Source organism: Streptomyces sp. CBMA291 (assembly GCF_014596525.1).
Classification (GTDB): Bacteria; Actinomycetota; Actinomycetes; order Streptomycetales; family Streptomycetaceae; genus Streptomyces.
In genome coordinates this window covers 1-13,747 of record NZ_MSJP01000047.1, presented here as the reverse complement: position 1 = coordinate 13,747, position 13,747 = coordinate 1, and the positions used below count along the sequence as shown (strand labels likewise).

Here is a 13,747-nt window from a genome sequence, read left to right as displayed (position 1 = left end):
TCGCGCGCCCCCACCCGGCCGTCACTGACTCCCGCTCAGCTCGCGTTCCAGGGGCGTACGGAAGCGGGGTGTCACCCGTACGTCCGCCGCCCACGCCGTCAGCCGTTCCGCCTCTGCCGCGATCGCCCGCTTCGCCTCCGTACCCACGTCTGTCAGGAGCCGGTGGGCGACCGAACCGTCCGGGCGCTGGGCCCAGCCGCCGACGATCCGGCCGTTCCACCACACCGTCGGCCCGATGTTGCCGCTGCGGTCGTAGAGGGCCGGGCGGTGTTCCGGGTCCAGGTACCAGTCACGGCCCTGCCAGCCCATCGGCGTCGGATCGAGCGCGGGCAGCAGCGCGGCCCACGGTTCACCCTCGGTTACGGGCGCGAGGTCGTCCGGCAGGACGAACCCCGACGCCTTCTCCCCCTCAAGCCGTACCGGTACGGCCCCGACGGCGGCCAGCGCCTCCCGTACCTCCGTCACCTTCCACCCCGTCCACCACTTCAGATCCGCCTCGGTGGCCGGCCCGCACGCCGCCAGCCAGGACCGGAGCAACTCCGCCCGCGCCTCGGCGGGGCCGGGCTCCCGCTCTTTCCGCCGAGCGGGCGGAGCGGGCTGATTGGGTTGCGACGGCTGCTCCGGCTGAGCAGCATGTTTCGGGTGTTTCGGGTGTTCCGGGTGCTCTCCGTGCTCTGCGTGTTCCGATCGCTCCGGCCCGAGCGTCCAGCGGAAACGGCTCGACGTCCAGGTCCCCTGCGGACGGCCCCGTACGATCCGGCCCTCCATCCCGAGTACCCGCAGCACCCGGCTCGCCACCGACTGCACGCCCTCCTGGCGGGTGCCCACGCCGTAGAGATACGTCGACCTCAACTCGGATACGGCCGAACCCAGCTCGGCGCCGGTCGCCTCCCCGCGTACGGCCAGCTCGGCGAGGACCCGGTTCTCGGTCGCCGCCAGCCAGTCGGCGTCGAAGGAACTGCCGGCCGCCAGGTGCCTGAGCAGGGTGGCACGCTCACGGACGGCGGCGGGCCGGGTCGTCGAGGCCTGCACGGCGGGCGCGAGGGCGGCGGGGAAGACGAAGACGGTGTGGCGCATGCCGTGCATCCGGACCAGGGAACGATCCTCGTAAAGGGCCTGCTCCAACCCCGATACGGGCCCGCCCGTCCCGGCAAGCCGGGCCCCCACCGCGAGGAACACGCTCGCGGGGTCCGTCCCGTGCAGCGCCACGAGCGCCTCCGCGACCTCCTCGGCGGACCGGACCCTCGCCCTCCCCGCCAACCGGTGCCGCACCCCGAGCCGCGCCCTGCGCTCCGCCTCGCCGATCGTCCTCGCCGTCTCCGCCATGCGGCCCAGCATGACGGAGAACACGGCGGGATCCGGGAGAAGCGGGGGCCGACCAGGAGGGAGCGGGGGAGCGGGGGGATCGACTGCTCGCCGGGATCCGTCGAGCCCGTACGGGAGGGCCTACTTGCCTGCGGCGAGGGTGTGGGCGACGAGGGCGTTGGCGTGCCCGTGGCCGAGACCGTGGTCGGTCTTGAGCCAGGCGACAAGCTCCATGTGCTTGGCGAGCGGCGAGGAACGGATCAGCTCCTGCCACTCGGCGACCGGGCGGCCGTACTTCTTCTCGATGGAGGGGAAGTAACTGGCGGGTCCCTTGACGGCGTTCTCGGCCACGATGGTCTCCTCGTCGGGTGGGCAACTGGAGGTAGGACCCCCACCCGACCGGAAACTCATCGGCGTACGCGAGGTCAGTCCCGCCGGATGTGCTCGGGGTCGACGTGCCGTCGCACCATCGGCAAGGAGGCGACGGCGGCGGCGAGCAGGACGCCGAGGACGCAGAGGAGCAGCAGGGGAAGCCCCTCCCAGTCCCAGTGCACGGCGCCTCCGCCGGTGATCAGATAGCTGGACTCGGCAAGCCACCCGGCGACGACGGCCCCTCCGAGCCCCACGACGAGCGGCAACAACACCTGCACCACCTGCACCACCCGCAAGGTCCCGGCCCGAGCCCCCAACAACACGAGCGCGGCCACCTGCCTCCGCCGCTCCAAGGCCCGATCGGCCACGGACACGACGAACGCGGCCACCCCGATCACCAGCCCGAGCACCATCCCGACGGCCAGCAGACTCCGAATCACGGTGAGCTGAGCGAGCGAATCGATGACGATGCCCACGGGTTGCACGGAGGCGGTGGGGGCGATGGAGCCGATGGCGTCCAGGACGGAACGGATGGTGGCGGGGTCGGCGTCGCTGAGCAACACCAGATTCCCTTCCGCCAGAACGGAGCCGGGAGGAAGCAAGGACGGGGGGATGAGAAGACTCGGCCCGGCGAACTCCGACGGTTGGTAGGCGCGGACTGTGACGGTTTCCTGGGGGACGGTTACCTGGAGATGGCGGCCGGCGCTCAGCAGGAAGGGGAAGGTCCTTCCGGGCGTGGCGTCCTCATCGATGGAGAACTCTTCGTCTTGGATACGCATCACCTTGTGCTCGACACATCCCTCCGTCCTCTCGACGAAGTCAGCCAGCTGTTGGCATGTGGCCACCAGGCCATACGTCCGGGGGGCATCGGTTCCCGAGACGTACCAAGTTGGCGATGCCATCACGTGTGATTGCACCCCTGCTGCTTCTGAGACTTCGGATCGTTGTTGGGTGCTCAACTGCCGAAGCGGCAGGCTGTACTCCTGAACGGGATTGGTGGGACGACTCACCTGGTCCAACTCCACCAGCACCCCCTGCGTCAGCGACGCCCCGAACACCAGCAGCACCAGCCCGGTGACCACCCGCAGTGACGACCCCGGGTCGACCTCCGTCCTTCGCATCGCCAGCGCCACCGGCAGCGACTTCGTCACCCTCGCCACCCGCCGCGCGAGCCACGCCGTGATCGGCGCCAGGCCGAAGACGAGCCCCGCGCCGGTCAGGAGTACGGCCCCCGGCACCAGTACGGAACTCGCCGACCCTCCCGACGGGTCCCGGCCCATCACGCTGAGCGCGCAGTACCCTGCGATGATCCCGAGCCCGGGGACGAGGAGCAGCGTCCCGAACTTCCTCGGGGTCCGGCGCTCTCCGGTCCTTCGCACGCTGATCGGCGACGAGGCGGCCCGTCGCGCGCTGAACTGTCCGACGAACCAGGCGAGGGCGGGGCACCCCAGCAGGCACACGACGAGGGTCGTCCCTTCGGGGCGCCCGTCCGCCGGATACCAGTGCAGTCCCGGCAGCCCGACCCGCGCCATCACCTCGTTGACCCCGAGGTAGCCCACGATCCCGGCCACGGCGCCGGCGAACGCGGCGGCGACGCTCTCGCCGGCGTTGACGCGCAGGGTGTCCTTCGCGCTGAGCCCGACGAGCCGCAGGGCGGCGAGCCGACGGGCCCGCGACTCGCCTGAGAGCCGTGCGCAGACGGAGAGGAAGATGACGAGGGGCAGCAGCACGATGCAGCCGAGGGTGAACCGCAGGATGTCGAGCGTGGAGGGATCGATGAGCTCGTCCCGCACGCTCTCGGCCCCGAAGTGGCCGAGTTCCCTGGCTTCCGGCAGAGCGGCGGGGTCGGTGCCGATGTAGGCGTAGAGCTCGTCGGGGCCGCCCAGCCCGGCGGGCGCGATCGTTCCGGTCACACGCCCCGGCACGAGACCTGCGGCGCGGGGGTTGGCGGCCAGGAGCGCGGCCAGTCTCGGCGAGACGACGGCCTCGCCCTTCCGGGGCAGCTCGTCGATGCCGGGAGGTACGGGGGCGGGCCCGGTCCCCGTGTGGCCGAAGAAGACACGACGGAGCGGCTGGGAGCCGTACGGGTCCAGGAACTCCTGGTAGACGACGTTCTTGTTGTCGCCCGGGTACACCGCGCGGTTCGTCGTGCGCGCGTCATGCGCGGCAAGGATCGTGGGAATCGTGAGCACCGCCGCCAGACAGGCCACCCCGAGGGCGGACCCGAGAGCCATCAGCGCGAAGCGGACCTTCCCGCGGCGACCGCTTCTCCACAGAAGGCGGATCCCGAGGACGAACGGGTTCACACCGCCACCCGCTGGGCCAGGACACCGTCCGTCATCGTGTACTGGGTATCGGCCTTGGCGGCGACCTCGGAGTCGTGGGTCACCATGACGACGGCGGTCTTCTGCCGCCGCGCCAGCCACAGGAACTCCTTCAGGACCATCTCCGCGTTGGCACTGTCGAGCGCGCCTGTCGGCTCGTCCGCGAACACCACGTCCGGCCGGTGGACCAGCGCCCGAGCGACGGCGACGCGCTGACTCTGGCCGCCGGACAGCTTGGAGGTCCTCCGCTGTAAAAGATCACGCATGCCGAGCCGGCCGAGCACATGGGCGGCCATGACGTGGGCGTGGTCCTTGCTGATTCCGGCGAGCCGGAGGGGCAGTGCCGCGTTCTCCTCGACGGTCAGCTCCGGGAGGAGTTCCCCGTACTGGAAGACGAACCCGAGGCGGGTACGGCGCAGAGCGCTCAACTCCATGTCGGGGAGGGCGCCGAGGTGGATCCCGTCGAAGGTGACGGTGCCCGCGGACGGTGCCAGGACCCCCGCGAGGCAGTACAGCAGCGACGACTTGCCGGACCCGCTGCTGCCCATGATGGCAGCGACCTCACCGGGCTTGAGCGTGAAGTCGGCGCCGTTGACGGCTTGCTCGGTGCCGTAGAAGAGATCCACGCCTTCGGCGCGGAGGATGGGGTTCATCTTCATGTGCTCTCCTGGGGAGAGGGGAGCCGCTGGTCGACGGCTCCCCGAACCGTTGGCTCTTAGCGGGCGAAGGAGCGAGTGCGCGAGCAGTTGTCCGGCCTCAGCGATCCGCGGTCCCGGCACACTCGCATGTCGGCCGTGTTGGTGAAGCGAGTCGCGCCGTCGAAGACGATGTCTTCCACATGGACGGTCTTCTTCTGTACGCCGGGGAATCGATGCCACCCGTAGCGGTGCGCCCGAGCTTCCAGGTAGACGTTGTGCCCGTCGCTCGCCTCGGAGTCACGCAGGGATCCCCTGAAACGGAAAGCTCCGTGCTTCTCCCCTGCGGGCTCCCACCTGTACTCCATCTCTTCGAAGCGGGCGCCTGTGGTTTTCAAGGGCTCCGCGACGGAATGCCACGCATCCGCCCCCGCCACCCCCATCCCCCCAACAAACAACCCCACGACCATCACCGTCATGGCGGACTTCCGAGCGAACTTCCTCATCGATAACCTCTGATACCTAGTGTCGACCGATAGTCACAGAAAGTATCGGTCGACCCTGCACGCCGAGCGCCGCAGTAACGTTGCTTCTCCGAAGTACCCCCCGAACTAGTGAACTTGGGCTCAGTGCTGCCAGCCGGGGGATCGCTGACGCGTCTGCGTCCGTACCGATTGGTAGTAGCCCCACTCCAGCGCGACCGCGCGCTCGGCAAGCCCGGCAGCACAGATGCGACGCCGACCCCGAGGGCGAACCCCCAGCGCTGGCGCGACGACGCAGACCGTCATAGCCTCGGCGAGCGACGAGCACGCCGCTTGGCGTCGAGCCGGGCGGACGACGTGCTCCCCGTGGAACAGCTCCAGCGCGGCAAGGTCATCCGCCGCAGCCGTCACCGCAGCCGTAGCACTCCAGCGCGACGGTGAAGGAGCGGTGCGTCAGGGGCGCCGTCCTCCGTCAGTGGCACGCGGACGGGGTGCGGGGAGGTGCGGGCGGGCTGGAGGAGCAGTGCGGCAGGAACCCGGACGCGGTGACTGTGCCCCTCGCCGGTGGCCCTCAGCCGTGCCCCTCAGCCGTGTCCCTCGGCTGTGCCCCCCATGGCAGGCCATGGCGGGTCTCCTCGACGTGGGTGAGGGCCCGCCGGGCCTCTGGAACGGCGTATGCCCTGGTCGTCGCGGTCGTCGCGGTCGTCGCGGTCGTCGCGGTCGTCGCGGTCGGTCGGCGGGTCTGGCAGCGGTCGGGTGATGGGCCGGGCGCCGATCGGGCCCTCTATCGGCGGAGTAGGGACGCGGATGAGCGAAACGCCGATAGATATGGAGATACCTCAATATTCCCCGTTTGGGTGGTTTGCTGCCGCCAGAAGTGTGCCTTTCATCGGATATCGCTGCCTGCGGCGGACCTGACGCACAGTCGCAGTGCGGCGCACTGAGGGGAGTTCCTGGAATGACCTACCTGAGACGGTGGCTTCGGCCCACCGGGAGTGAGCCGGGGAGATCGCTGTCGTCCCAGTCGGCCTGGCTTCCTCCCGAGGAAGGCGAGTCCGGCCCGCGAGCGGCAGGCGGCGGCCTCGTCGCCCCCGCGTGCGGAATCCGCGGCATATCCCGTCCGGCGCCGGGGGGCGCCGAATGACCGCCACGGTGAGGCGCCCGGGGCGCCACCGGGCGCGGCGGCTCCGGTCGGGAGCGGCCTTGGGCGCGCTGGCGCTGACGGCGTCGTCGATCGGTCTGGCGGTCGCCGCGCTGACGCCGGAGCCCGCGCAGGCAGCCGTGCCGACAGTCACGTGTACGACGAGCCCGAACATCTTCAACACCGGTTACAACGCGGCGACCGGGGGCATCCTCGCCAACAACGCGAAGGACGCGGCCTGGACGGTCGCCGGGCCCTTCACGGCGACCGCCGCGGTCTCCCCACCGCCCGGGGGCGCCGCGTTCGCCGCGGCCAACGTGGGCAACATGGTCCCGGGCGCATGGTCCGCCAGCCCCTACGGCAACGCGCAGTGGATCTCACAGCAGACCATCGCCAGCCCGAACCAGGGCGTCGCCAACGGTGACTGGTACTACCGCTACCAGTTCGACCTCTCTCCCACGGTCAGTCCGTCCGCGTTCGTGCTGTCCATGAACTTCCTCGCCGACAACGCCGTGGCGGAGGTGTACGTCAACGGTGTCGCCCAGTCCAAGCAGACGACAGGGCTGCCGCAAGTCCCGCTGACCGGTCCGGCGCCCGCTGGCGAGCAGACCGGCATCTACTGGAACGCGGGCTACACGACGGCGAAGGCCGCGCAGACGACGCTGAACCACAACTGGCGGGCCGGTCTGAACACGATCGGCGTTCAGATCAAGTCCGCCTCGCCCATGCAGGGGTTCGACGCGCAGGTCCGGCCGAGCACACTGTGCCCGGCCCCCTCGGTGTCGCTGAAGAAGACCGCGACGGTGACGCCGGCCGCCCACCAGGGGCAGGCGCAGCTCGGCGACAGGATCGCCTACTCGTTCACGGTCACCAACACCGGGCTGACGTCGCTGTTGTCGGTCGCGGTCACGGATCCGGGCCTCGGCGCCGTGACCTGCCCGAAGCCGCCGGCGCCAGGTCTTGCGCCAGGCGCCTCGGTCACCTGCACGTCCACAGCGGCGCACACGGTGACGCAGGCGGACGTGGACGCGGGCTCGGTCAAGAACACCGCGACCGCGACCGGGACCGACGACGCCGGGGCGACCAGCCCTCCTGCCTCCGCCACGGCGACCGTGCCGACGCAGGCCGCGGCACCGGCGTTGACGATCAGGAAGTCCGCCACCAGCGGCCAGCCGGACAAGCTGGTCCTCGGCGAGGAGGTCACGTACGACTTCGTCGTCACCAACACCGGAAACGTCACGCTCAAGGACGTCAAGGTCAACGAGAGCCGGTTCACCGGCCATGGCACGCCACCGGTCGCCGACTGCCCCGCCGACCAGGCGGCTTCCCTGGCGCCGCGCGCGGAGATGACCTGCACGGCCACCTACACCGTCGTCCAGGCGGATGTGGACGCGGGCTCGATCGAGAACGCCGCCACCGGCATCGGCAACCCGCCGACCGGTCCGCCGTCGGTGTCTCCGCCGTCCGAGGCGACCGTCCCGTTGCCGCCCGACCCGGCGCTGACCGTGGTCAAGACCTCTTCCACCGACAAGCTCGTGGCCGGTGAGAAGATCACGTACGGCTTCCGGGTCACCAACACCGGCAACGTCACGCTGAAGGACGTCAAGGTCGACGAGGGCGAGTTCACGGGTAGTGGCCGGCTTGACCCGGTCACCTGTCCGAGTGGCGCCGCTTCGCTGGCGCCGGGCGCCTCGATGGCCTGCACCGCCGGTTACACGGTGACGCAGGAGGACGTGGACGCGGGCTCCGTGCGGAACAGCGCGACCGCCACCGGCACCCCGCCGAGCGGCCCGCCGCCGGTCTCGCCGCCGAGCGAGACGACGGTGACGGGGCCGAGCGATCCCGGCCTGACCGTGGTCAAGACCGCGAGCAGCAGTCGGCCGGACAAGCTGGTCGTCGGCGAGGAGGTCACGTACACGTTCACGGTGAAGAACACCGGCAACGTCACGTTGAAGGACGTGAAGGTCGACGAGGGCGAGTTCACCGGCAGCGGCGAGCTGCCGCCGGTCGACTGCCCGACCGCCGAGGCCGCTTCCCTGGCTCCGGGGTCCACGATGACCTGCACCGCCGCGTACACGGTGACGCAGGCGGACGTGGACGCGGGTTCGGTGAAGAACAGTGCGACCGCCACCGGTACTCCGCCGAAGGGCGAGCCGCCGGTATCGCCGCCGAGCGAGGTGACCGTGCCGACGCCGGACGAGCCCTCGCTGAGCGTGACCAAGTCGGCCTCCACCGGCAAGCTCGTGGTGGGCGAGAAGGTCACGTACACGTTCGCGGTGAAGAACACCGGCAACGTCACGTTGAAGGACGTGAAGGTCACCGAGGGCGAGTTCACCGGTCACGGCCCCGCCCCGGCCGTCGCCTGTCCCACCGCCGAGGCCGCTTCCCTGGCCCCGGGGTCCACGATGATCTGCACCGCCGCGTACACGGTGACGCAGGCCGACATCGACGCGGGCTCGGTCAAGAACAGCGCGACCGCCACCGGCACCCCGCCGCGTGGTGAGCCGCCGGTGTCCCCGCCGTCCGAGGTGACCGTCCCGGCGCCCCACGACCCGGCCCTGACGGTGCTGAAGTCGGCTTCGACGGGCACGCTCGTCGCGGGTGAGGAGATCGTCTACAAGTTCGCGGTGAAGAACACCGGCAACGTCACCCTCAAGGACGTCAAGGTCGACGAGGGCGAGTTCACCGGTCACGGCAAGCTCTCCCCCGTCGTCTGCCCGAGCGGTGCCGCTTCCCTGGCCCCGGGGTCCACGGCGACCTGCACCGCCACCTACACGGTGACGCAGACGGACGTGGACGCCGGGTCGGTCGAGAACTCGGCCACCGCGACCGGTACTCCGCCGAAGGGCGAGCCGCCGGTGTCGCCGCCGAGCGAGACGACGGTGACCACGCAGGACGAGCCCGGCCTGTCCGTGGTGAAGTCCGCCTCGACCGGCACGCTCGTCGCGGGTGAGGAGATCGTCTACAAGTTCGCGGTGAAGAACACCGGCAACGTCACGTTGAAGGACGTGAAGGTCGACGAGGGCGAGTTCAGCGGCAGTGGGGCGCTGTCGCCGGTCGCTTGCCCGACCGCCGAGGCCGCTTCGCTGGCCCCTGGCGCGTCGATGACCTGCACCGCCGCCTACACGGTGACGCAGACGGACGTGGACGCTGGTCTGATCGCGAACGACGCGACCGCCACCGGCACTCCGCCGCGCGGTGAGCCGCCCGTCTCCCCGCCGAGCGAGACGACCGTGTGGACGAACGACCAGCCCGGTCTCGCCGTGGTCAAGACCGGTCACAGCAGCAAGCCGGACGAGCTGGTGGTCGGTGAGCAGATCCGGTACGACTTCGCGGTCACCAACACCGGCAACGTCACGTTGAAGGACGTGAAGGTCGACGAGGGCGAGTTCACCGGCAGCGGCGAGCTGTCCCCGGTCGTCTGCCCGACCGCCGGGGCCTCATCCCTGGCCCCTGGCGCGTCGATGACCTGCACCGCCACCTACACGGTCACCCAGACCGATGTGGACGCTGGTTCGATCGCGAACGACGCGACCGCCACCGGCACTCCGCCGCGCGGTGAGCCGCCCGTCTCCCCGCCGAGCGAGACCGTCGTCCCGGCGCCGGAGAAGCCCGCGCTCGCGGTCGTCAAGACCGCCTCCACCGACACGCTGATCGCCGGGGAGGAGGTCACCTACACGTTCGCCGTCACCAACACCGGCAACGTGACGCTGAAGGACGTCAAGGTCGACGAGGGCGAGTTCACCGGTCACGGCAAGCTCGACGCCGTCGTCTGCCCGAAGGACGCGTCCGCTTCGCTGGCTCCGGGCGCCACGGTGCTCTGCTCCGCCACGTACACGGTGACGCAGGCGGACGTGGACGCGGGCTCGGTCAAGAACAGCGCGACCGCCACCGGTACTCCGCCGAAGGGCGAGCCGCCGGTGTCCCCGCCGTCCGGGACGACCGTGACCACCGATGACCAGCCGGGTCTGTCCGTGGTCAAGTCCGCCACCACCGGCGAGGGCGACGAGCTGGTCGCCGGTGAGAAGGTCGTCTACAGCTTCGCGGTGCGCAACACCGGCAACGTGACGCTGAAGGACATCGAGATCGACGAGGGCGAGTTCACCGGCCACGGCAAGCTCGACGCCGTCACCTGCCCGAAGGAGGCCGCCGCCCTCGCGCCGGGTGCCACGGTCACCTGCACCGCCGGTTACACGGTGACGCAGGCGGACGTGGACGCGGGTTCGGTGAAGAACAGTGCGACCGCCACCGGCACCCCGCCGCGTGGTGAGCCGCCCGTGTCGCCGCCGAGCGAGGTGGAGCTGCCGCAGGAGCCCAAGCCCGCGCTCGCGGTCGTCAAGTCCGCCGAGACCGAGGAGCCCGGCAGGCTCGTCGCCGGGGAGAAGGTCACCTACGGGTTCGCCGTCACCAACACCGGCAACGTCACCGTCACGGACATCCAGGTCACCGAGGGCGAGTTCACCGGCACCGGCAAGCTCTCTCCCGTCACCTGCCCCAAGGACGCGGCCACCCTCGCGCCGGGCGCCACGGTCACCTGCACCGCCGATTACACGGTGACGCAGGCGGACGTGGACGCGGGCTCGGTGAAGAACAGTGCGACCGCCACCGGCACCCCGCCGCGTGGTGAGCCGCCGGTGTCCCCGCCGTCCGAGGTGACCGTCCCGTCCAACGGCCAGGGCTCGCTCGGCCTGGTCAAGTCCGCCGACGTCGTCGACGCCGACGGGAACGGGAAGACCGGCACCGGGGACCGCATCGAGTGGAAGCTGACGGTGGCGAACCAGGGCACCGTCACCGTCACCGACATCAAGGTCGACGACCCCACCGCGGGGGAGGTGACCTGCCCGAGGACCAGCCTGGCCCCGGGCGAGTCGATGCTCTGCACCACCAAACCGCACACCATCACCGCGGCGGACGCCGCACACGGGAAGGTGGTCAACACCGCGACCGCCGGCGGCAAGGCGGGCAGCGCCGGGATCACCTCCCCTGAGGCCACCGCCACGGTCGACGCCGACAAGGACCCGGCCACCCCCGTCACCCCGGCCACCCCCGTCACCCCGGCCACCCCTGTCGATCCGGCCACCCCTGTCGATCCGGCCACCCCCGCCACCCCGTCGGCCCCCAAGCCGTCCGGACCGTCCGGCATCCTCGCCAGGACCGGGACCACCGTCCTCGTCGCGGCGGCGATCGGTGGCACGCTGCTGGCCCTCGGCGGCCTCACCTTCATGATCAGCAGGAGGCGCCGCAACAGCTGAGGCAGCTCGATCCGAGCGGGTGTCCGTGGCAGCCGGCCACGGACACCCGCCCAAGGGGCGGGACGACACCACTGGGCACCTGCCACGCCCGATCCGCCTGGGGACCCGCCCGTCACGCCCGTCACGGGCCACCGCGCGGAGACCGCGACCAAGGCTGTGACCACAACTCAGACCACATACGTCGAAGGGCCCCGCTGCAAGCAGCGGGGCCCTTCGACAACGTGCCCGGTGAGGCACTGGCGGAGGATACGAGATTCGAACTCGTGAGGGGTTGCCCCCAACACGCTTTCCAAGCGTGCGCCCTAGGCCTCTAGGCGAATCCTCCGACGGGAACATTACAGGACCGAGGGGGGTGCTCGCGAACTTGATCCGGAGGGGGGCTCGCGAGGGGGTCGGCGTGGGGTCCGGGGTGGAGGTCGGGCAGGGGGAGGCGGGTCGGCGGGGGCTGGGATCGGGTACTCTGGGCGGAGCCCCTCACGCGGTGCTATCTGACTGAACTCCCCCAGGGCCGGAAGGCAGCAAGGGTAGGTCGGCTCTGGCAGGTGCGTGGGGGGCGTTTGCGTTCCCGAGTACGGAGGGTTCTCCCGGGTGCGGAGGGGATCCCCGCGCGAGGACTCCCGGGCGTACGGAGTGCTTCCGGTGTGCGAGGGCTCCCTGCGTACGGAGTGCTCCTGGCGCGGAGGGCTCCCGGCGTACGGAGGGCGTTTCCGGGTGCAAGGCCCTTCCCCGTCTCCATTCCATCTCGCCGGGACCGAGGCTCCCGCACGGAGAAGGCGGGGTGCGGAGGCCGTACCCGCTCCGTACCCGCTCCGTCTCCGCAGGCGTCCGTACGGAGGGGGCGCCGGTGGTTTTTCCCGGGTTGTCGGTGCGCGCCTATAACCTCGTACACGTGTCGTCTCTCGCGCTCTACCGCCGCTATCGTCCCGAGTCCTTCGCCGAGGTCATCGGGCAGGAGCATGTCACCGACCCGTTGCAGCAGGCCCTGCGGAACAACCGGGTCAATCACGCGTACCTGTTCAGCGGGCCCCGCGGGTGTGGCAAGACGACCAGTGCGCGCATCCTGGCCCGCTGTCTGAACTGTGAGCAGGGGCCCACCCCCACACCGTGCGGGGAGTGCCAGTCCTGTCGGGACCTCGCGCGCAACGGGCCCGGGTCGATCGACGTCATCGAGATCGACGCCGCTTCGCACGGTGGTGTGGACGACGCCCGTGACCTGCGGGAGAAGGCCTTCTTCGGGCCCGCGTCCAGCCGGTACAAGATCTACATCATCGACGAGGCCCACATGGTCACCTCGGCGGGCTTCAACGCCCTCCTGAAGGTGGTCGAGGAGCCGCCGGAGCACCTCAAGTTCATCTTCGCCACGACCGAGCCCGAGAAGGTCATCGGGACCATCCGGTCCCGCACCCACCACTACCCCTTCCGGCTCGTGCCCCCCGGCACCCTGCGGGAGTACCTGGGCGAGGTCTGCGGGCGCGAGGGCATCCCCGTCGCGGAAGGCGTCCTGCCGCTCGTCGTGCGCGCGGGCGCCGGTTCCGTACGTGACTCGATGTCCGTCATGGACCAGCTCCTCGCGGGCGCCACCGAAGCCGGTGTGACGTACGCCATGGCGACCTCCCTCCTCGGCTACACGGACGGGTCGCTGCTCGACTCCGTCGTGGACGCCTTCGCCTCCGGGGACGGCGCCGCCGCCTTCGAGGTCGTCGACCGGGTCATCGAGGGCGGCAACGACCCCCGCCGCTTCGTCGCCGACCTCCTGGAGCGGCTGCGCGACCTGGTGATCCTCGCCGCCGTCCCGGACGCCGCCGAGAAGGGCCTCATCGACGCCCCCGTCGACGTGATCGAACGCATGCAGGCCCAAGCCTCCGTGTTCGGCGCCGCCGAGCTGAGCCGGGCCGCCGACCTCGTCAACAGCGGGCTGACCGAGATGCGGGGCGCCACCTCGCCCCGGCTCCAGCTGGAGCTGATCTGCGCGCGCGTGCTGCTGCCCGCCGCCTTCGACGACGAGCGCTCCTTCCAGGCCCGGCTCGACCGGCTGGAGCGCGGCATCGCCACCGCCCCGGCCGCCATGCCGGGCGCCGCCCCCGCCGCCGCGCCCACCTCCGCACCCGTCTTCACCCCCGGGCCGCCCACCTCCCCCATGGGATACGTCCCCGGGCCCGACGCGCACACCCCGATGGCTCCGCCCCCGCTCCCCCCGATGCCCGCCGCGCCCCCGGCCGCACAAGCCCCCGCGCAG

7 protein-coding genes, 1 tRNA gene and 1 other RNA gene are annotated in these 13,747 nt (G+C 70.9%); 3 read left to right on the top strand and 6 right to left on the bottom strand.

Going from position 1 to position 13,747, the window contains the following annotated elements; translation table 11 throughout:
* Positions 1-21: 21 nt before the first annotated feature.
* The 5 genes from BU197_RS12985 to BU197_RS12965 all read right to left on the bottom strand — a co-directional run bounded on the left by BU197_RS12985 (position 22) and on the right by BU197_RS12965 (position 5,115).
* The gene (locus BU197_RS12985) at positions 22-1,326 is read right to left on the bottom strand and encodes a DNA glycosylase AlkZ-like family protein (protein ID WP_411158485.1); all 1,305 of its coding nucleotides are present in this window, start codon (positions 1,324-1,326) and stop codon (positions 22-24) included.
* 120 nt (positions 1,327-1,446) lie between these two features.
* Positions 1,447-1,656: a DUF4287 domain-containing protein gene (locus tag BU197_RS12980; protein WP_188268407.1), complete on the bottom strand. Its 210-nt coding sequence runs from the start codon at positions 1,654-1,656 to the stop codon at positions 1,447-1,449.
* A 74-nt stretch (positions 1,657-1,730) separates the two neighbouring features.
* The gene (locus BU197_RS12975; RefSeq protein ID WP_223182473.1) at positions 1,731-3,911 is read right to left on the bottom strand and encodes an FtsX-like permease family protein; all 2,181 of its coding nucleotides are present in this window, start codon (positions 3,909-3,911) and stop codon (positions 1,731-1,733) included.
* Between the two features lie 68 nt (positions 3,912-3,979).
* Positions 3,980-4,654 (bottom strand): ABC transporter ATP-binding protein, encoded by a 675-nt coding sequence (locus BU197_RS12970; protein WP_188268462.1) that lies wholly within the window; start codon positions 4,652-4,654, stop codon positions 3,980-3,982.
* Between the two features lie 62 nt (positions 4,655-4,716).
* Complete coding sequence (locus BU197_RS12965) at positions 4,717-5,115, bottom strand: hypothetical protein (protein ID WP_223182474.1); 399 nt, start codon at positions 5,113-5,115, stop codon at positions 4,717-4,719.
* Between the two features lie 1,206 nt (positions 5,116-6,321).
* On the opposite strand from BU197_RS12965, the gene BU197_RS12960 reads away from it, so the two are divergent.
* A complete protein-coding gene (locus BU197_RS12960; RefSeq protein WP_188268404.1) occupies positions 6,322-11,511 on the top strand; it encodes a DUF11 domain-containing protein in 5,190 nt (1,729 codons plus the stop codon).
* 237 nt (positions 11,512-11,748) lie between these two features.
* On the opposite strand, the gene BU197_RS12955 is transcribed toward BU197_RS12960, so the two are convergent.
* Positions 11,749-11,836 (bottom strand) — tRNA-Ser (locus BU197_RS12955).
* Positions 11,837-11,977: 141 nt separating this feature from the next.
* On the opposite strand from BU197_RS12955, the gene ffs reads away from it, so the two are divergent.
* Positions 11,978-12,072: signal recognition particle sRNA small type (gene ffs, locus BU197_RS12950), an RNA gene on the top strand.
* Between the two features lie 328 nt (positions 12,073-12,400).
* The coding region (locus BU197_RS12945) for a DNA polymerase III subunit gamma and tau (RefSeq protein ID WP_188268403.1) at positions 12,401-13,747 on the top strand (1,347 nt) is incomplete at its 3' end.